The sequence below is a fragment of the Streptomyces tagetis genome, assembly GCF_018069565.1.
Taxonomy (GTDB): domain Bacteria; phylum Actinomycetota; class Actinomycetes; order Streptomycetales; family Streptomycetaceae; genus Streptomyces; species Streptomyces tagetis.
This window is the reverse complement of the sequence record NZ_JAGPNL010000006.1, coordinates 98,758-117,318: the sequence shown is the minus strand read 5'-3', so window position 1 is coordinate 117,318 and position 18,561 is coordinate 98,758. Positions and strand designations below refer to the sequence as shown.

At 71.1% G+C, this 18,561-nt stretch carries 18 protein-coding genes and 1 tRNA gene; 13 read left to right on the top strand and 6 right to left on the bottom strand.

All coding sequences use genetic code 11. From position 1 onward, the window contains the following. Positions 1-16: 16 nt before the first annotated feature. Complete coding sequence (locus J5Y05_RS21340; RefSeq protein WP_210874649.1) at positions 17-1,813, bottom strand: DEAD/DEAH box helicase; 1,797 nt, start codon at positions 1,811-1,813, stop codon at positions 17-19. A 483-nt stretch (positions 1,814-2,296) separates the two neighbouring features. Further along, the gene (locus J5Y05_RS21335) at positions 2,297-3,832 is read right to left on the bottom strand and encodes an MFS transporter (RefSeq protein ID WP_210874648.1); all 1,536 of its coding nucleotides are present in this window, start codon (positions 3,830-3,832) and stop codon (positions 2,297-2,299) included. A gap of 198 nt (positions 3,833-4,030) precedes the next feature. Between J5Y05_RS21335 and J5Y05_RS21330 the strand changes: the two genes are divergently transcribed. Continuing rightward, a tRNA-Cys gene (locus J5Y05_RS21330) sits at positions 4,031-4,102 on the top strand. 452 nt (positions 4,103-4,554) lie between these two features. After that, positions 4,555-5,178, top strand: coding sequence for a nucleotidyltransferase domain-containing protein (locus J5Y05_RS21325; protein ID WP_210874647.1), 624 nt, complete (start codon positions 4,555-4,557; stop codon positions 5,176-5,178). Here J5Y05_RS21325 and J5Y05_RS21320 read toward each other — a convergent pair. Genes J5Y05_RS21320 through J5Y05_RS21310 form a run of 3 tightly spaced genes read right to left on the bottom strand, consistent with a single transcriptional unit; the run spans position 5,165 to position 8,124 of the window. After that, the gene (locus tag J5Y05_RS21320; protein WP_055628964.1) at positions 5,165-5,623 is read right to left on the bottom strand and encodes a PPC domain-containing DNA-binding protein; all 459 of its coding nucleotides are present in this window, start codon (positions 5,621-5,623) and stop codon (positions 5,165-5,167) included. The two genes, J5Y05_RS21325 and J5Y05_RS21320, sit on opposite strands and share 14 nt — an antisense overlap. 27 nt (positions 5,624-5,650) lie before the next feature. Beyond that, complete coding sequence (locus J5Y05_RS21315; RefSeq protein ID WP_210874646.1) at positions 5,651-6,652, bottom strand: asparaginase; 1,002 nt, start codon at positions 6,650-6,652, stop codon at positions 5,651-5,653. A gap of 59 nt (positions 6,653-6,711) precedes the next feature. Beyond that, positions 6,712-8,124, bottom strand: a complete 1,413-nt coding sequence (locus J5Y05_RS21310; RefSeq protein ID WP_210874645.1) for a helix-turn-helix domain-containing protein — start codon at positions 8,122-8,124, stop codon at positions 6,712-6,714. 305 nt (positions 8,125-8,429) lie between these two features. Between J5Y05_RS21310 and J5Y05_RS21305 the strand changes: the two genes are divergently transcribed. The 11 genes from J5Y05_RS21305 to J5Y05_RS21255 all read left to right on the top strand — a co-directional run bounded on the left by J5Y05_RS21305 (position 8,430) and on the right by J5Y05_RS21255 (position 17,485). Then, entirely contained in the window at positions 8,430-9,191 is a 762-nt protein-coding gene (locus J5Y05_RS21305) for a hypothetical protein (protein ID WP_210874644.1), read from the top strand. Continuing rightward, entirely contained in the window at positions 9,188-9,874 is a 687-nt protein-coding gene (locus tag J5Y05_RS21300) for a dTMP kinase (RefSeq protein WP_210874643.1), read from the top strand. The genes J5Y05_RS21305 and J5Y05_RS21300 overlap by 4 nt, the downstream gene beginning before the upstream one ends. Continuing rightward, positions 9,867-10,736: an isocitrate lyase/phosphoenolpyruvate mutase family protein gene (locus J5Y05_RS21295; protein WP_210874642.1), complete on the top strand. Its 870-nt coding sequence runs from the start codon at positions 9,867-9,869 to the stop codon at positions 10,734-10,736. Before J5Y05_RS21300 ends, J5Y05_RS21295 begins: the two co-directional genes overlap by 8 nt. Continuing rightward, the gene (locus J5Y05_RS21290; protein ID WP_210874641.1) at positions 10,727-11,197 is read left to right on the top strand and encodes an NUDIX domain-containing protein; all 471 of its coding nucleotides are present in this window, start codon (positions 10,727-10,729) and stop codon (positions 11,195-11,197) included. Before J5Y05_RS21295 ends, J5Y05_RS21290 begins: the two co-directional genes overlap by 10 nt. A gap of 5 nt (positions 11,198-11,202) precedes the next feature. After that, positions 11,203-11,868, top strand: a complete 666-nt coding sequence (locus tag J5Y05_RS21285; RefSeq protein WP_210874640.1) for a TylF/MycF/NovP-related O-methyltransferase — start codon at positions 11,203-11,205, stop codon at positions 11,866-11,868. After that, positions 11,865-12,788, top strand: a complete 924-nt coding sequence (locus J5Y05_RS21280) for an NAD(P)-dependent oxidoreductase (protein ID WP_210874639.1) — start codon at positions 11,865-11,867, stop codon at positions 12,786-12,788. The genes J5Y05_RS21285 and J5Y05_RS21280 overlap by 4 nt, the downstream gene beginning before the upstream one ends. Continuing rightward, positions 12,785-13,651: a nucleotidyltransferase domain-containing protein gene (locus J5Y05_RS21275; RefSeq protein ID WP_210874638.1), complete on the top strand. Its 867-nt coding sequence runs from the start codon at positions 12,785-12,787 to the stop codon at positions 13,649-13,651. The genes J5Y05_RS21280 and J5Y05_RS21275 overlap by 4 nt, the downstream gene beginning before the upstream one ends. Before the next feature lie 30 nt (positions 13,652-13,681). Next, positions 13,682-15,565: a radical SAM protein gene (locus J5Y05_RS21270; protein WP_210874637.1), complete on the top strand. Its 1,884-nt coding sequence runs from the start codon at positions 13,682-13,684 to the stop codon at positions 15,563-15,565. A gap of 459 nt (positions 15,566-16,024) precedes the next feature. Next, entirely contained in the window at positions 16,025-16,282 is a 258-nt protein-coding gene (locus tag J5Y05_RS21265) for a hypothetical protein (protein ID WP_210874636.1), read from the top strand. Between the two features lie 94 nt (positions 16,283-16,376). Further along, a complete protein-coding gene (locus J5Y05_RS21260; RefSeq protein WP_210874635.1) occupies positions 16,377-16,538 on the top strand; it encodes a hypothetical protein in 162 nt (53 codons plus the stop codon). A 56-nt stretch (positions 16,539-16,594) separates the two neighbouring features. Continuing rightward, complete coding sequence (locus tag J5Y05_RS21255; protein WP_210874634.1) at positions 16,595-17,485, top strand: aKG-HExxH-type peptide beta-hydroxylase; 891 nt, start codon at positions 16,595-16,597, stop codon at positions 17,483-17,485. 30 nt (positions 17,486-17,515) lie between these two features. Here J5Y05_RS21255 and J5Y05_RS21250 read toward each other — a convergent pair whose 3' ends face one another. Next, positions 17,516-18,535 carry an FAD-dependent oxidoreductase gene (locus J5Y05_RS21250; protein ID WP_210874633.1) on the bottom strand — a complete coding sequence of 340 codons (1,020 nt, stop codon included), beginning with the start codon at positions 18,533-18,535 and terminating at the stop codon, positions 17,516-17,518. Positions 18,536-18,561 lie beyond the last annotated feature (26 nt).

Below are 18,561 nucleotides of genomic sequence, written 5' to 3'. Positions count from 1 at the left end.
ACTTAATCCGGATCACCTACTTCATCCGGGTTGCCCACTCCCGCACCTTGTCGATGCGCTGACGCAGTTGCCCGGCGGTGGCCTCGGCGCTCGGCGGGCCGCCGCACACCCGGCGCAGCTCGGTGTGGACGACACCGTGCGGCTTGCCGCTCTGGTGGACGTAGGCGCCGACGATGGTGTTGAGCTGCCGGCGCAGCTCCATCAGCTCCTTGTGCGAGACGACCGGACGCCGTTCGGCCGGCAGTTCGAGCAGGTCGGCCTCGTCGTCGGGCCGCTTGCGGCTGTGCGCGATCTGCCGGGCCTGCCGCTTCTGGAGCAGGAGCTGGACCTGGTCGGGTTCGAGCAGCCCCGGGATGCCGAGGTAGTCCTGCTCCTCCTCGCTGCCGGGGTGGGCCTGCATGCCGAACTCGGCCCCGTTGTACATGACCCGGTCGAAGACGGCGTCGGACTCCAGCGCCTCGAAGGGCAGCGTGTCCTGCTCGCCGGTGTCCTCGTCCTGCTCCCGGTTCGCCTCCTCCATCTCCTTCTCGGACTCGGCGTACGGGTCCTCCTCGCCGCCCTTCTTGGGCTTGTCGAGGACGTGGTCGCGCTCGCGCTCCATCTCATTGGCGAAAGTGAGCAGGTCGGGCACGGTCGGCAGGAAGACCGAGGCGGTCTCGCCGCGCCGCCGGGAGCGGACGAAACGCCCGACGGCCTGGGCGAAGAAGAGCGGCGTGGAGATGGTGGTGGCGTACACCCCGACCGCGAGGCGGGGCACGTCGACGCCCTCGGACACCATGCGGACGGCGACCATCCACCGGTCGGTGCTCTGGCTGAAGGTGTCGATGTTCTTCGACGCGCCGGTGTCGTCGGAGAGGACCAGGGTGGCCTTGTCCCCGGTGATCTCCCGGATCAGCTTGGCGTAGGCGCGGGCCGACTCCTGGTCGGCGGCGATGACGAGCGCCCCCGCGTCCGGGATGGCCTTGCGCACCTCGGTCAGCCGCTGGTCGGCGGCGCGCAGCACGGCCGGCATCCACTCGCCGCGCGGATCGAGCGCGGTGCGCCACGCCTGGCTGATCGCGTCCTTGGTCATCGGCTCGCCGAGCCGCGCGGCGATCTCGTCGCCCGCCTTGGTGCGCCAGCGCATGTTGCCGCTGTAGCTCATGAAGATGACCGGCCGCACGACACCGTCGGCGAGCGCGGACCCGTACCCGTACGTGTAGTCGGCGGCGGAGCGGCGGATGCCGTCGTCGCCCTCCTCGTACGTGACGAACGGGATCGGGTTGGTGTCGGAGCGGAAGGGTGTGCCGGTGAGCGTGAGCCGCCGAGTGGCCGGCTCGAACGCCTCCAGGCACGCCTCGCCCCAGGACTTGGAGTCGCCGGCGTGGTGGATCTCGTCCAGGATGACGAGCGTCTTGCGCTGCTCGGACCGGTTGCGGTGCAGCATCGGACGGACGCCGACACCCGCGTAGGTGACGGCGACACCGTGGTACTCGCGGCTGAGCGGGCCCGCGCTGTACTCCGGGTCCAGCTTGATCCCTATCCGGGCCGCGGCCTCCGCCCACTGCTTCTTCAGGTGCTCGGTCGGTGCGACGACGGTCACCTGCTGCACGACGTGGTGGTGGAGCAGCCAGGACGCCAGTGTCAGGGCGAAGGTGGTCTTGCCGGCCCCGGGGGTGGCGACCGCCAGGAAGTCCCGGGGCTGCTCCTGTACGTACTTCTCCATCGCCCCCTGCTGCCAGGCCCGCAGCTTGCCGGCGGTGCCCCAGGGGGCACGGCCCGGGAAGGCCGGGGAGAGGTGGTGGGAGGCGCTGGGGCTGGCGGTGGTAGTCACGGTCTCCGATGGGGGTAGAACGGCGGCCACGTATGACGACCGGGCCACCCTATCCGCGCCCCGCGCCGCTCCGGGCCCGGACCACGCCCCGCCGGCCCGGGGTGGGACCGACGTCACAGCCGGGGTGGGGTGGGGCCGGTGTCACAGCCGGGGTGGGGTGGGGCCGACGCCACAGCCGGGGTGGGGTGGGACCGAGTTCACAGGCGGACGCGACGTGAACCGACTTCACAGCCAGCCCGGGGAGGGGCCGAGTTCACGGCCGGGCCCGGCGCGGGGCCGACTTCACAGCCGACGCAGGGTCAACGGGATTCACAGGCGACGTGGTGTGGGACGGGATTCACAGGCGACGCGGTGTGGGACGGGCTTCACAGGCGACCCGGGACGGGACCGACGCCACAGGCCGCGCGGCGCGGAACCGACTTCACAGCCGGCATGGGGCGGGACCGGCGTCACAGCCCGCCCGGCACGGGCACCTCCGCCTGCTCACCGCTCCCGCAGCCGGGTCGCCACCCAGGCCCCGGCCAGGGCCACCGCCGCCATCGGCAGGAACACCGCGGCGAAGGCGGCCGGGTGGGAGCCGGTGGCGTGGGCCGCCGCGTGGCTGACGGTGCCGCCGCCGAGGGCGGCGAAGGCGGCCCCGCCCGCGGCGAGCAGGATCACGTTGGACAGGCCGTCGGAGATCTGGAGGGCGGCGGAGTTGGTCCCGGCCTCCTCGGGGGCGGAGAGCCGCAGCAGGAGCACGCTGGTGGAGGAGATCACCAGGCCCATGCCGAAGCAGCCGAAGCCCCAGGCGACGGCCACGGTCCAGGCGGGCACGGCGGGGATCAGCACGCTCGGCGCGGCGGCGATGGAGGCGGCCACCAGCACCATGCCGAAGGTCATCAGCCGCTCGCGGTGCGCCTCCGTGCCCGGCCGGGACTGGAGCCAGGAGCCGAAGGCCCAGGTCGCGCCGCCTGCCGCGAGGGAGAGCCCGGCGAGCGTGGGGCTCAGTCCCCGCTGGGTGACGAGCATCAGCGGTACGAAGGACTCGGCGGCGATGAAGGACCCCGCGGCCACTCCGCGCAGCAGCACCACGGAGGGCAGCCCGCGCGCCGCCCGCCAGGTGCCTCGCGGGAGGAGCCCGAGGACGGCCGGGACCAGCAGGGCGACGCCGGCCGCGCCGGGGAGCAGGGATGTCCAGCGCAGGTCCTGGGCGGCGTACTGGAGGAGGCCGGCGCCGAAGGAGATGGCGAGGGCGAGGCGGATGCGGCGGCCGTCGAAGGAGGCCGGTGCCGTCCCGGGCGCCTCGGGCCCGCCCACCGAGCCCGAGGCGCGGCGGCGTATCTGGGGCAGCGCGAGGGCCAGCGGGAAGACCACCAGGACCGGGATGCCGAGGAAGACCCAGCGCCAGCCGAGGTGCTCGGTCACCGCGCCGGAGGCGAGCGGTCCGACGACCGACGGCACCACCCAGCCCGCCGCGAACGCGGCCATGATGGCCGGGCGCAGCCGCTCCGGGTAGGCGCGGCCGACGACGACGTAGAGGGCGACGATGACCAGCCCGCCGCCGAAGCCCTGCACGGCCCGGCCGAGGATAAACGGCCACATCGCGCCGGCCGTCCCGGAGAGCACCAGCCCGGCCGCGAAGGAGCCGATCCCCACGGTCAGCGGCGCGAGCGGGCCGCGCCGGTCCGACCACTGGCCGGAGAGGACCATCCCGAACAGGCTGGTCGTGAAGTACCCCGAGAAGGCGAACGCGTACAGCGAGATCCCGTCCAGCTCACGGGCGGCGACGGGCATTGCCGTGCCTACCGCGGTCGCCTCGAAGGCGATCAGAACGACGACGGAGACGATGCCGATGCTCAGCGCCCGGTGGGCCCGGCTCAGCACGGTCTCGCCGCCCGGCGGGGACACGGCGGCCCCGGCGGGATCGACGGGGCCCGGGTGATCCGCGTGATTCGCGGGGTCGGCGGGGATGCCTGCGGGCAGGACGGGGTCGGCGGGGACGGCGACATCGGTGTCGCGCGGCTCGGGGACGGTCATGACCGCCAGAGTAAGGGGCGCACCACCCGATGACTCCTGTCGGAGGGCGGTCCGCCACCCCGACCTTGGTCGTACGTCCCCGGAACCGGTCTCTCCCCCTCCCCGTGAACGCCGCATGGCAGTCGTGTTGCGCCACCCCCGCATCCCTTGAGCACCCCGACCACCCCGGCCTACGGTCAGGACACCGCACGAGAGCACGGCCGTGTACCCGAGCGGCTCAGGGACTCGCCTGCAAAGCGAGTTACGCGGGTTCGATTCCCGCCACGGCCTCTGATGTCCAACCGCCTGACCAGGCAGAACGAGAGGGCGGCACCCCGGCAAGGCTGTCCCGCCCTCGCAGCCACCCTCACCGAGACCCAGACCTCCGGCCACAACCCCACCGCCCTGGTCGCCAAAGCCGCCGCCCGAAGGGGACTGGACCCGGCGGAGAGAAACAGCGACGTGCTCGTGTGGCGACCACGACGGATGGCCAACCTCCCCGCAGCCCCTCAGACCCTCGAACAGGGCCCCCAACGCCTACGTTCACGCCCCCGCGACCAGAACCGAACCAGCGGCCGGCGGCCGGCGGCCGGGCCACACGCTCAACGATGGACGTCGATATCCCTGCTACGCATGGGCGTTTATGAGCCCAGGGGCGAACGAACAACAAGACCTCCGAGCCGACCCGGCGGCCTGCCGCTTGTCTTCGCCTCCAACCGTCCCGTCGCTGGGAGTATGGGCCTGTGAGTGATGACAGGTTGGGACGCTGGGTGCCGGATCGTCCCGAAGACGTAGCCGCGGTCTTCCACACGGGGGACTTCCCGTGGTGGATCGCCGGTGGTTACGCGATCGAACTCGCGGTCGGCCCCGAGCTGCGCGCACACAGCGATCTCGACGTCCTCGTCCTCCGGCGGGACCAGGCCCGCGTACGGGTTCTCCTGGACGGCTGGGACTTGTACGTTGCGGATCCGCCGGGCCAGGGGAAGCTGCGGCCGTGGCATCCCGGGGAGGTCCTTCGGCCGCCGCTCCACGACATCTGGTGCCGCCGCACCCCCGAGACCCCCTGGTCCATCCAGCTCATGCTGGACGAGGCCGAGGGCGCCCACTGGGTCTCACGACGAGAACCGACGGTCCGGCTCCCGATCGACCGGCTCGGGCGGACCAGCGAGACGGGCATCCCGTATCTCGCGCCCGAGGTACAGCTCTTCTACAAGGCGAAGGCGACCCGGGAGAAGGACGAGATCGACTTCGAGGCGGTGCTGCCGCTGCTCGACGATCCGGCGCGTGCCTGGCTGGCGGACGCGATCAGCGTGATCGCCCCCGAACACCCCTGGCTCGTCCGTCTCCTGCCGGTCAGCCGAAGGTGAGCAGCGGGACGTCGTACAAGTCAGGATTCCGCGGTCGGGTCATCGCAGGCGAGGTGACCTCCACGATCAGCAGCTCGCTGAGGAACTGGACCTTGGCGCTGAGGAGATGACTCGTCCTGCCGTCGGCCGACTGGGCCTTCAGGCCGGCGGAGACGTGGATGTGCGGGAGTATCCCGCCGGTGGCCGGGTCGTGGGCGAGGGTACCGGCGCCGAACGCCTCGACATTGGTGACATAGGTCTTCGCCCAGACCGGCGCGTCCGGGTCCGCCAACTTCTCGCAGGCGCCCACGATCTCGGCCTCCGCGAACGCCCCGATGAACGAGGGGATGTAGCCCTGCCGTACCCCGTTGTCCCGGCAGAAGGTCGACAGCGCCTCGAAGAAGTCCTCTCCGTGATCGAAGGTGACGCCGAAGGTACGGCCGACGGTCAGCTCGTGAGCACGCATATACGAGTGTCTCCTGACGGGGTGGGATCAGCGGGCGGATGCGGCGGCGAAGGTCTCCCGGACCGTCGCCCCGTCGGCGCCCTGTGCGAGCAGGGCGTGCAGCAGAAGCCGTGCCTGGTACGGGCCGAGGTCTCCAGCGCCGATGAGCCCTCGGCCGAGGAGGTCCTTCTCGGAGCCGGGGAAACCGTATGTGCCGGACAGAACGGGCCCGTTGCCGATGCGGGAGGCCAGCACCACGGGGATGCGGGCCGCGAGCTTGGTGAGTCCCTCGACCAAGCGTTCGGGGACGTGGCCGACGCCGAAGGCCGCGACGACGAGTCCGTCGCAGTTGCCGTCCCACAGGTCGAGCAGGGCGCCGTCGTCGCCGAGGGTGACGGTGTAGAGCCCGACGCGCGCCTCACGGTCGGGGGCGCCGACCAGCGGTCCGCGGGACGGCAGGCCGCCCACCATCCGCACGCGGTTCTCCGAGATCGTGGCGATCGGGCCGCACGCCGGTGAGGTGAAAGCGGCGGGGCTGGTGGTGTGGGACTTGCGGACGGTCCTGGCGACGTGGATCTCGTCGCCGAGTACGACGAGGCACCCGGCACCCCTGAGACCAGGATCGGCCGCGGCCCGGACGGCGGCGTGGAGGTTGGCCGGGCCGTCGGCGCCGGGAAGGGCGGGGTTGCGCATGGCTCCGGTGACGACGACCGGCTGCTCGTGGCCGTGGTGGAGGTCGAGGAGGAAGGCGGTCTCCTCGATGGTGTCGGTGCCCTGGGTGATGACGACGCCGTCGACGTCCCCGCGCTCCAGCTCCACCGCGATCGCGGCTGACAGCGCGGTGAGGTCGTCGAAGGCCAGGGAGGCGCCGGGCAGACGCCGGAAGTCACGTACCCGGAGGCCGATGCCGCTCGTGGCCAGGGCGGGGACCGCGGCAAGCAGTTCGTGTGCCGAGAGCGCGGGTACGACACCCCCGGTGGTGGGATCGGTGGTCATGGCGATGGTGCCCCCAAGGGAGAAGACCGCCACGTTCCTGGCCGACCTCGTCATATCCCCTGCCCCCCTGTCCCGACGCCGCCGAGCGCGGCCTTACGAGTGGTTCACGCAGGCTAGCGAGTCGGCGCCGTCCGGGTACGCGGAATGATCACCAGTTGCTCGGCCACGAACCGGCAAGCGGCCTCCAGTCCTTCGAGACCGAGCAGCCGGCTGCGTGGCCTGGCGAGCCGCTCCGTGCCGACGACCGATAGCTGCGCGCACCGGCGCCCGAGCCAGGAGACGTCGAGTCCGAGGTACGCCGCCGTCGCCGCGAGGCGCTGTCCTGCCTGCCCGGCCGCCGTGGTCGGGTGGCGGCTGACGTGGCCTGTCACGTCGGCGAACGTGCGCAGGGCGCCTGGACGCGCGGTGACCGCGAGGTGGGACCTCCCACCGGTCCGTACCCATGAGGCGATGACAACCCGACGCCCGTGAGAGAGGGCGAAGCCGTCGATGTGGGCAAAGCCTCCGTCGTCGGTCACCCAGGTGCGGATGCCGAAGGACTCCATGAGCGCGATGGCGAGGAACAGCAGAACGCGCTCGTACGCCGGCGAGGTGGTGACCTCCGTCTCGGGGACGCAGAATCCCCGGCCGCTGACACCATCCGGACACCGCGGAGACATCCGTTCGAGGTAGCGGTACTTGTGCCGGAAAAACAGCCACGTGGCGGCCTCCTCACCGCACTGTTCCCTGGTCCAGAAGACAGGCGCGTCGCCCAGGTGGGCACGGTGACCCAGGATGTAGCGGGCAGCGGTCTCCGAGCCGATCAGCATCCTGGAGACTTCGGTCAGGTCATGGCCGGAGGCGACGTGTGAGCCTGGGAATGCGGTGAAGGCCGCCATCGTGGCGTGCAGGGTCTGGTCGTCGCCCAGCAGTGCCGCTTCGAATCCCGACACGGCCCACAGAATGCCGTACGTCAGATCGTCCAGCTCGTACGCGGCGGGGATGTCGACCGGGTCGGAGACGGTGCCGCGTACGCCGCTCGCCCTGGCATCGGCGACGAACTGCCGGACCGCACCGTTCACCATGCGGTTCGCGACGACAAGCGCGCGCATCGTCATGGTGCGCCAGGAGTCCAGCTCCGGGCGGGAATCGAGCCTCAGGCTGTCCCCCAGGAAGGAAGCCGCGGGAAGGGTCAGCACGGGAAGCGCCGTCGTCGAGACGGACCGGCCGCCAGGTAACAGGAGTTGGCCCGGCCCTTCGGGCAGCGCCACGTACCCACCGGCTCGGGCGGCCGCCGTTCCTGGTCGGCCCGTGGAGGCCGGAAGGTGAGGATCGGCCGCGGGCAGGAGCCCGAGCAGTTCTTCCGGGACTCCCAGCGCGTCGGTCCACTGGACGAACTGCCGTCGGTCACGGATCTGCTTGAGTCCGCGTTCGAGTCTGCTGACCTCGGCCTGGTCGATGTTGACCAGCCGCGCCACGCCGGCCTGAGAGAGGCCCGTGTGCTTCCTGAACAGCTTGACGACGGTGCCGAGTTCCCATGCGGCCACGGCTCGTCGGACTGTCGGATCACGCCAGAAGGCCGGGTCGGCCCGGCGGGCTGCCGGACCGACCTGGCACGAGGCGCACCTGGTAGCGGCGTTGAAGCGACTGAGGAGGGCACCGCAGCGTGCGCACCGCCGCTGTCCGCTGTCGACCATGTCGGCATTCTTCCTCGCTGCACGCCCGCTCGGGCGCGTTCCATGGGTGGGGCTCATAAACACTCATAGGCGGGGGACTTGGCCGCGGTCACCCTGAAGGAGCACCACCGATCGGAGCCGTGTGCCGCGACTCCCCGGACGTGAGGATCCGACTTGTGACCTCCTTGACCCTGCCTCCTCGGCCACCTGGTTCACCGCCGCTGGCCCATGCCTGGCAGACGCTGGCGGACGGACTGCTGACCCAGCGGCTCCACCTCCACCTCGATGAATGGCGGACTGTCGTCGCGGAGGGAAAGGCCCTGCCGGACGTGCCCAGCGCCGACGTGTCCTTGCTGGCCCGGCGCCCGTCCCCGCTGCCGGAAGACGACGACACCGCCCTGATGCTGCTGGAGGGCGCCGGGCTGGGGTTCTGGTGGGAGCTGCCCCAGCGATACGGATCGGATGCACGGGATCCGTGCGGGTTCCTTGCGCACGCCGCCGACGCCGCTGCCCGGAGCATCCTCGCGGGCCGCTCCAAGTCGGCCTGGTCCGACGCCGTGACCGCCGTCAGCGGCGCCGCCGCGTGGTGGGTGGGCTTCTTCGCGGCCATCCGCCACCGTGGGGTGCACCACGTCACGCTGGAGCCACGCCCCGGCCCGTTCCACGAGCAGGCCCTGGGCACCGCAGTGAGCGTCGTGGCCCACGGCATGGCCATGCGGGTGCTGGAGGCGGCGCTGCACACCTCCGACGACGACCCGGCCGTCCGCGCCGCGTACTGCCGGGCCGTCGAGGCCGGCATCTGCATGGAGCCCGAGCTGCCCCGCCTCGTCGACGAACTGGCCGAGCTGCGGCTGGTGGACCTGGTGTCCACCACCGCCCGTTGGCGGGGTCGCTTCACCAAGTACGCCGGCGGCACGGGGGCGGGGCAGGTCGAATGAACGACCGCTATCCGTTCATCGTCGTTGAGGGGCTCGACGGCACCGGAAAGACAACGCTGCGCAAGGGCCTTTTCCGACTTTGGGAGGGGCTTTACGGCGTCACCCCGCTGTGTGTACTCACCACCAACTTCCTCGCCACCGACCAGGCCGCCGCCATCATCACCGGCAAGTACCAGCCGAACGCCGGGAACCACGACGCCTATCTGTCCGCGATCGCGGCGGACAAGCGGGCAACTCTGGAACGACTCGTGCTCCCCCAGCGGTCGGCCCGGCCCGTGATCGCGGATCGCTGGCTCCTCAGTGAGCTGGCCTTCTTCGCGGTGAAGCACGGCATGAAGGTGTCGAAGACTTACGAGGCTCTGGCCACGCGGCTCACCACGGCCCCCGACCTCACGCTCGTCCTGGACCTGGAGACCGACGCCTCGATGAGCCGGGCGCAGGCCCGGCAGGGTGACGCCGTCCGGGCCGACTGGGACGTGCACGACGTCCAGAGCCGGGTTCGCGAGACCTACGAGGCCGTGGTCACGAAGCCCGACGAGTTTCCGCTCCTCGGCGACGTGGTCCGGCTGGACGCCCGCCGGCCCCGGTGCGAGGTGCTGCTCGCCGCCTGGGACGTACTGCGCGAACGGCACCTGGTGCCGTCACTCACCGCTCAAGTGGAAGGAGGAGAAAACCATGGCTGACAGCACGAAGGCGATGCGTCTGCGCAGGGCCCTCGGCGACAGCGAGCGGAAGCACCCGCTCCTGGCGATCGGTGCGGTGAACGCGCTCGCCGCGCACGTCGCGGCGGAAACGGGCTTCGACGCGCTGTGGGTGAGCGGTCTGGAGGTGTCCGCGGCCTCCGGGCTGCCCGACGCCAACGTCCTGGGCCCCCGGGACCTGGCCGACGTGGTCGCCTCGCTCGGCCGTGTCACCGATCTGCCCGTCATCGTGGACATCGACAATGCGGGCGGTTCGGAGCGCACGGCGGAGCGGTTCGCATACGACCTGATGCGCGCCGGAGCTGCGGCGGTGTGCGTCGAGGACAGCGCGTACCCGAAGTGCAACAGCTTCGCTGCCCACCGGGCCCAGACCCTCGCCGACCGGGACCTGCTGTGTGAGCAGGTGGGACGCATACGGAAGCTCGCTGGTGACGGCCTCGTGGTCGTGGCCCGCACCGAGGCCCTGATCGCCGGCGAGGACATCGCCACGGCCATCGCGAGGGCCGAGGCGTACACCGAGGCCGGAGCGGACGCGGTCCTCATCCACTCCAAGGACACGACCGGTGATCAGGCGCGGACCATCGGGCGCGCGTGGAGCCACGGCGTACCGCTGGTCAGCGTACCCACCGCGTTCCCCGACCTGAGCGCCGCCGAACTCGGCGAGGCCGGCTTCAGTCTCTGCATCTACGCGAACCAGCTCAGCCGTGCCGCTCTGGCGGGTATGCGCGCCGCCGCCCGTCAGTTCCGGCGCGGAGGGAGTTTCCGCTCCACCGTCGCGGGGTCCCTCGCGGAGGTCGGCGACCTGATGCGCGTCGGCGAACCGGAGGCGCTGTCGTGCCTCTGACACCCGAACTGCCCCGGATCAGTGTCTCGGTGAAGGCGGCGATCGTGCGCGACGGCGCCCTCCTGTTGCTGTCCTACGACGACGAGGCCGGGTTTCACTACAACCTCCCGGGTGGCAAGGCCCAGGTCGGCGAGGACCTGCGTCAGGCTGTGAACCGCAAGGTCGCGCAGGAGACCGGCCTCCAGGTCGTGGCCCGGCGTCTGCTGTGCGTCGTCGAGTACGTCCCCGAGTCGTGGCAGGGCGAGTTCGGAGACGTGCAGAAGGTTCAGTTCAACTTCCTCGCGGAGCAGGTGGACGACGCCGAGCCTCGTATGCCGGAACCGCCGGACCCCATCCAGGTGGGCTTCGAGTGGGTTCCGCTGGAACGTCTGGGAGACGTGTACCTGCTGCCCCGGATCAACCGCCCGCTGCTGGCGGCGCTGAGCGGGGATCTCGCCGACCCCTTCGTGGACAGGTGGTGACCTTCATGGATCCGACGCTGAAGGACCTGCGGGAGTGGCTGCTGCGAGAGCACTCCGGGACGGTCTGCGCCGACCGGCTCCGCGTGATCGCCGACGAGCTCGCCGGTCTCACCGCGCGCGGTCTGCCGGGCACCGTGGTGGAACTCGGCTGCTACCGGGGGGCAATGGCCCTCTGGACCCGTAGCGTGCTCGACTTGCTGGGCGACCGTGACCGCGAGATCCACGTGTACGACTCCTTCCAGGGCATGCCCGCACCCGGGGCCGAGGACTCGGACCATCTGGCAGCAGGCGAGCTCCGGTCGTCCCCGGAGGACGTGCGGGCGACGCACGCGGCCTGGGGCAGGCCGACGCCGCTCATCCACCCGGGGTGGTTCGACGAGACCCTTCCCACGGAACTGCCCGACAGGATCGCGTTCGCCTACCTGGACGGCGACTTCTACGACTCGACCCTCACGGGACTCACGCACTGCGTCACCCGCCTCGTGCCGACGGGTGTGCTGCTGGTCGACGACTACGCGGACACGGCGGTCAATCCGCAGGTCTGGGATGGGCTCCCGGGGGTGAAGCGAGCCTGCGACGCGTACTTCGGCGCTCCGTCACCGGTGACCACCGTCGTCGGCGAGGGTGATCTCGCCTTCGGCCGGTACGAGAAGCCCGGGTCCCGCCGATGAGCGCTGTCCTGGTGGTACGCGGTGCGGCGGACGCGAGCGCGATCCGCCGTGCCCTGCCCGGTGTCCTCGTGCACGAGTTGCCGGACCTGAAGTCGCCTCTACCCGCCGACGCGACCGTGCTCGTCCTGCGTTCCGGGGTCCGTCCCGGCGAGCGAGAGCTCGACGCGCTGCCTCGCCTGCGGCACGTCGTACGGACCGGCTCCGGCATCGACCACATCGACGTGAGCGCCCTCCGGCACCGTGGCATCACGCTGCACCGCAACGCCGAGGCCGGCGCGGGCGCCGTGGGCGAGTGGGTCCTCGCCGCTGCCCTCGCCCTGGCCCGGCGGATCCCCTTGGGGCAGCATGCGCTGCTGCTCGGCCGGCACGAGAAGCAGGCGTGCATGGGTGCGTCCCTCAGCACCCTGCCGGCAGGTATCTGGGGCGCGGGCCCAGTGGGGCTGGCCGCCGACGGGGCCCTCGCCCCCTACGTGGGCCGCACCGCCTTCGCCGCATGGCCGTCGAACCCTCCCGGTCTACGGGAGCTGTCGCCGAGAGCCCTCATGGAGCAGTCGCAGGTACACGTGATCGCTCTGCCGCTGCGTCCCACGACCGAACAGCTCATCGGCGAGGGCTTCCTCGCACGCGTCGCTCCACAGCGGCCTCTGCTGATCTGCGCCGGGCGGCTGGAGACCCTCGATGTCACTGCCTGCCTGCGGGCGCTGGCGGACGGGAGGCTCTCGGGCCTCGCACTCGACCCGGTCGAGCGGGAGCACCTGCCGCTCCTCACCGGTTCCGTGGCACCACTCAACCTCCTGGCTTCGCCTCACATCGGCGCCCAGCGGTCCGACGTACGCGGCGCGCTCGACCGATGGGCCATCGATCTCCTCATGGAGATCACCGTGGACGACAAGCCCCTCATCGAAGGAGGGCTCAGGTGAACCCGTCGGCACAGCTTCGTCGGGAAATCGCCGACAGAGTCGCCCAGGCGCTGCTCGCGTCCGGCGAGGCTCAAGAGGTCTGGCTGGAGGGAGCCCTCGCCTGCGGCTTCGCCCACGCGGCGAGCGACATCGACCTGCGTGGCATCGTGGCTGGCACCCTTCCGGCGTGGGAGTCGCGCATCGTGGACGGCATCCGTGTCGACCTCCAGGCGACTGCGCCGCAGCGGGCGGAGGAACTCCGCCGCCTGCTCCGCTCCTTCGACGTCCGCCGCGACGACCTCGGATCGTTCCGCCGGGCACGTGCCTCGATGCACGACCTCATGTGCCTGCGTACCGCTCTCTCCTACGGTCCCGGACGCTGGCATCCGGTGCTCGATTCCGGGGAGCGTCAGGGCTACCGACGCTGGGCGGTAGCCGACCAGGCCGAGGTCGCTGCGAGTCTCGCCGAGGACCTGACCGGCCTCGTCGAGGACGGCCTGGCCGAACCCACCGACATCGTGTGCCGGAAGCTGGAGACCTGTCTCGCCGCGCTCGACTGCGCGGCGGCCGGCCACCCGGTCCTGGGCGACAAGTGGCTGCCGCTGCTTGCCAGCGCTCCGTTCCATCCGCCGATCGACCCGGCCCGCGCGGAAACGTGGGAGTGGTTCCGCCCGGTTCAGCAACGCGTGACCAGAGCACTCCTGGACTGCTGGCCCGTCGACGACCCGGTGCAGAAGCCTCCCAACCTGGGTGTCCCTGACGTCGGCTGGCTACCCCAGCGGTACGCCGACGGGTGGTTTCTTCGCCGCGGCGACGTCCACGTCCCCATCACCGGCGGACAGCTTCTCGGGTGGCTGTCCGTGGTCTCCACCGATGGCGCGTAGACCGCGCCTCTCCTCCTCGGGAGTTCTCTGATGCCCGTCACCCGCACCGCACCCACGGACCTGGAGAGTCTCTACGCCCCGTTGTCGAGCACCGGGCCGGACACCGCGGTCTCCGTCATCCTCAAGCTCCGAGGAGAGACCTGCGACATCGACTGCCTGTACTGCTTCGAGAAGCGCAAGGAGTCACCGGGCGGTGCCCGGATCAGCGCGGCACAGATCCACCGTCTCGGTTCGATCTTCTCCGGGCGTCCGCTCAGCGTCGAACTCCATGGCGGAGAGCCCCTGACAGCCGGCCGGGAAAGGATCGCAGAGATCCTGGACGCGCTCGCCGCACAACCGAACGTCATCCGCGTGAGCCTCCAGACCAACGGCCTCCAGCTCGACGACGCCTGGTTGGACCTGTTCGAGCGGCACTACCCGGAGCTGGAGATCGGCATCTCTCTCGACGGCGACGCACTCGGGAACTCGTGGCGCGTCGGTTACGACGGCCGCCCCACGTACCCCCGAGCGGTCAAGGCCCTGAACCTCCTCGGCCGTCGCGACCGCCGGGTCGGCGTCATCTGCGCCGTCACCCCGTACGTCCTTGGCCGAGCATCCGAGGTCGTGGAACACCTCGCCTCCTTTCCCGCCGTGACGACGGTCAGCCTGGTGCCGTGCTTCGACGAGGCGGTCACCCGGTCAACCACGGTGGTCGGATCCCGCGCGCCGACCAGTCGGGCACTCCAGCAACGGGCCATCGGCCCCACCGGCCCGGCCTGGGCCGTCACGCCGCGTCAGTACGCCGACTTCGTGCTGGAGGCCGCCCACCACTGGGTCGCAGGCGGCATGTTCCGCCGTATCAAGCTGGAGCCCGTCGTCTCCGTCATCCGCCGTCTGAGGGGTCTGCGGACCCGTTCCTGTCACTTCTCCGACCTGAAGTGCGACCACGTCCTCACTCTCTATCCCAATGACCGTCTGGGAAGCTGTGACGAGCTGCCCTGGCCACAGGCCGGCCTCGCCGCGCTCGGCGACGTACACGCTGAGTCGGACGTAGCAGGTGCCCAGGGCAGCTCTTCCCTGCTGCGGCAGGCAGGCTCCCTGGTCACGAAGTGCATGACCTGCGACTATCGAGACACCTGCGGCGCGGGCTGCCCGGCAGTCCGACTCCGCTTCGCCGCCGCCGGTGACGAGGACGCGTACTGCGACCACCGCATGCGCCTGATCGACGGCGTTGCCGCCCTCCTCGCCCAACCGGACCTCCAGCCCGGCACCCCCTGCGCCCGACTGCGGTGGCGCCCCATCAGCCCCAACGACATGCACCACGTCGCGGCGTTCCTGGCCCGGTGGGACGACCCCGCCGCGCCCCGCCCACCCGCGCGCCTCCAGGTCAGCACCCACGGCAACATCAACACGGTCGGCCTCCCCGGCGTGCACGAGGCAGACGATCTCGACCCCCGCCACCCCCAGTGGTCCGAGGGCATCGAGCCCGGCGTCCGCCCTGTCGTCGACGCGCTCACCGCGGGCTGGAACGCCGTCACCTACGACAGTTGCCAGGGCCACGGGTACGACGGCGTCCCCGGAGCCGAGCCCCGATTCCTGTCGGTTGGCATCCTGCCGCGCGACCGCGTCGAGTACGCGCGAACAGCGGGGCGCCTGTGCCGTGCCGCCGGGCTGGCCGAGCCTGCACTCCCGAACGCGTATGCGCTGGTCCTCGGGCGCAGCGAACTCGGCTGCCGCACCACCGGCCGGGTGCATCCGACACTCGACCTCCGTCTCGTGCCCGCTGCCGACACCACGCCCACCGCATACTTCGGGAGCCTGGACCAGGCCGTACGCGTCCTCACGGAGGCCCTGGCCGCGACGTCTTCCGCCCCGCCGTCCACCCCCTGCGCCTGCGCGACCGAAGCCGATGCCGGCGAGGGAGGACGGCAGTGATCCACGTCTCCGAGACGCTGTCCGTCCACACCCTGGAGGGCTTCCTCAAGCCGGAGGAGATCCAGCACCTCTCCCTCGTCATGGACAACGCGCTGGGCTCCCTCGGACGCGACCGTTACGGCACGGACCGCCGCACCACCATCCATGAGATCCCCGACCACTCCCCCGCCGAGGCGCAGGACGTCTACGAACCGGCCGGCCGGATCGAGATGAGCGAGATCCCGGTCGAGGCGACCGCCCGCCTCGACCGGGCCCTGAAGCTCCACATGGCCGCCGTCACGCGCACGCTGCCGTCGGTCACAGGCCACCGGCCCTGGTTCTATCTGGAGTACGGCGCCGGGCAGTACATCACCCCGCACGTCGACGGCATCGCTCCCGACCCCCTCACCCGTCCCCGCCAGATCGCCGCCGCGACGGTCTCGCCCCACGGACACCCGGGACACCGGCGGCGCGTTCTACGTGGAGACCACGGGCAACGACGCCGTCTGGACCACCGACAAGGCGCCGACCGGGTCGGGGTACGCCCAGGGGATGCGCTTCGCGCACGACGGGGCGGACATGTCCTCTCCCTGGTTTCGCGCCATGCCCCGCACGCGATGGAGCGTCACACCCGATCCCGGAACGCTCGTGGTCTTCGGCAGCCAGCTCATCCACGGCACCGAACCGGTCCGCGTCGGCCGCGTTCGCAAGTTCCTCACGCACTTCGTCTCCGAGTAGGGGGCCATGCGCCCATGAACCGACCCCGCGGCCCACCCTCCCGCACCCGTCCTTCATCCCAACCCACCGCACCGACCGGAGGAGAGAGCGAGCAGTGGCAGACGACAAGACGTTCGACGAGTTCCTGGAGGCGGTCGCGTCCCTGCGCGACAGCGACCCCGTGCGCACCACCGCACACACCTCCAACGCGGCCACCGAGACCTGGCGGGCCATCACGCCGGACACCGGCGCCAGCGAGCCCACCACCACACCCTGACCTCCACCGGGGCCGGGCTCAGCCGGGTCCGGCCCCGTTCCCCTCTGGAGCCCCTGATGAGCGCCCTCACCGCGGAAGCCCTGGTCACCCTCGACGGCATCGCCGACCACCAGCGCCGCAGAACCAGCCGTATCGCCTCCGTGCTCGGCAACCGCCTCGGCTCGTCCGCCCTCGACTACGCCGTGGCCCACCACCTGCTCGAAGGCGCGGAACACGCAGCGCGCGCAAGGGACTCGGACCGCCTCGCCTGGTACCGCCGTACGTCGGTGCGAGACCTGACCCACCTGTCGACCGACCAGCACATCGTGCTCAACCCGTGCCCCGCGGAGCTGCTCCGCTCGGAGATCTCCGAAACCGCGTACTACCTCGTCGGTCCCGACACCGCCCCCGCCCCACCTGATGCCCAGTCCCTCGTTCGTGCCGCCCTCGCATCCGCCGTCGAACACGGCTTCGGCACTCTGCTCATCCAGCACGCCCCCGTCATCTGCCTGCTCAACCTCCGCCAGCTCGACGAGACCCTCCACAGCTGGGCCCTCACCCGCCTCCCCGGCACCGTCTTCACCGACTACACCGCCCACCCCGAAATCCTGGCCCGCGACCTGATCCACGAGGCAGCCCACAACTGGCTCAACGACGCCCTGGCCGCGTACGACGTGCTTCTCCCCGCCGATGTCACCTTCTTCTCCCCCTGGCGAGGCACCGACCGTCCCGTCTATGGATTCCTCCACGCGTGCTGGGCGTTCGCTCTCTCCGTGCTGTATGCACGAGAGGCCCGGGGCAGCGCCACGGGCGCTGTTGTCCCCTTTCTCGACAGCCACATGCGCCGGCAGGCGGCTTGGTTCGCTGCCGCTGCCGAGTGCCTGGAGAGGGCCCTCTCATACGTCTCAGCGGACAACGTCCGTGATCACATTGGCCGCGCGGTCGGGGAGGCCATGGGCCCGGCATAGAGTTCGGCAGGAGAGTGCGGCATCGAGCATTTACAGATCTACACTCGGAGACCGAGCCGACCAGCAGGGAGAGTGGGCCCCTGGCCTCAGCTCTGGTCTCATCAAGCCACCATGCCCCCGCTGCTCTTCAGCGCAGCCCCAGGACAGCGTGACGCCGGCGCCTCCGTGTCCGTAGTTGTGCAAGAGCACCGTGCCATCCTTCCGCCGCTCCGTCTCCACGCGGACCGTGGCCCGGGTCGGCCGGGCCCCGATCCGGTGCTCCAGGACCCGGGCCTCGGCGAGACGGGGCTCGATCTCGGCGCAGCGGGCGATGATGTCGTCCGCCGCCTTGTCGTCGGGGGCGAGGCCGCCGTCGCCGTCGATGGCGGTGCCGCCCAGGACGACGGTGTCGCCGTGGGGGTAGAAGCACAGCAGGTCCGGTGAGAGGCCGGTGTCCTCGGAGAAGAACTCGGTCAGTCCCGGGTTGGTGACGACGACGTGCTGGCCCCGGATGGGCCGAAGGTCGGGGTCCGGGAGGAGATCCTTGGCGCCGAGGCCCGCGCAGTTGACGATCACGGGCGCGAGGCCGGCGCCCGTGAGCGAGGCCAGGCGTCGCAGCTCGACCGTTCCGCCGGCGGCGTGGAAGCGGCGCAGGAGGTAGCCGAGGTAGCTGGGCATGTCGATCAGCGGCGCCGTGAACCGGTGACCGGCCGTGAACCCGGCCGGCAGTTCGGGCGGCTCGCATGGCCGGAAGCCGGGCAGGGCGGTGGCCCAGGCGGGCGGAGCCTCGGTCGTGCGGGATGCCTCGATACCGCTGGTGAGCCGGACACCCGTGGCGGGGTCCTCGGCCAGCTCGTGGAAGACCGCCAGGGACCGTTGCCCCCACTGGTCGGCTTTGTCCTGCGGTTCGGCCAGATACGGCCCCCACATCGCCCCGGCCGCCAGCGACGTGACGCCCGGCACCTGCTCGGCGATCACGTGCACCGAAGCACCGGCCTCGGCGAGAACGACGGCCGTGATGAGCCCCGCCACCCCAGCCCCGACAACGACAACGCGCTCGCGTGCGGACATGATCCTGATCCTGACGGGGGCCGTGG

Coding starts and splice junctions, on each gene's coding strand:
- J5Y05_RS21335 (WP_210874648.1), bottom strand. CDS start 3,832: ATGACCGTCCCCGAGCCGCGCGACACCGATGTCGCCGTCCCCGCCGAC.
- J5Y05_RS21320 (WP_055628964.1), bottom strand. CDS start 5,623: ATGCGTGCTCACGAGCTGACCGTCGGCCGTACCTTCGGCGTCACCTTC.
- J5Y05_RS21315 (WP_210874646.1), bottom strand. CDS start 6,652: ATGACGAGGTCGGCCAGGAACGTGGCGGTCTTCTCCCTTGGGGGCACC.
- J5Y05_RS21300 (WP_210874643.1), top strand. CDS start 9,188: ATGAACGACCGCTATCCGTTCATCGTCGTTGAGGGGCTCGACGGCACC.
- J5Y05_RS21295 (WP_210874642.1), top strand. CDS start 9,867: ATGGCTGACAGCACGAAGGCGATGCGTCTGCGCAGGGCCCTCGGCGAC.
- J5Y05_RS21285 (WP_210874640.1), top strand. CDS start 11,203: ATGGATCCGACGCTGAAGGACCTGCGGGAGTGGCTGCTGCGAGAGCAC.
- J5Y05_RS21280 (WP_210874639.1), top strand. CDS start 11,865: ATGAGCGCTGTCCTGGTGGTACGCGGTGCGGCGGACGCGAGCGCGATC.
- J5Y05_RS21270 (WP_210874637.1), top strand. CDS start 13,682: ATGCCCGTCACCCGCACCGCACCCACGGACCTGGAGAGTCTCTACGCC.
- J5Y05_RS21255 (WP_210874634.1), top strand. CDS start 16,595: ATGAGCGCCCTCACCGCGGAAGCCCTGGTCACCCTCGACGGCATCGCC.
- J5Y05_RS21250 (WP_210874633.1), bottom strand. CDS start 18,535: ATGTCCGCACGCGAGCGCGTTGTCGTTGTCGGGGCTGGGGTGGCGGGG.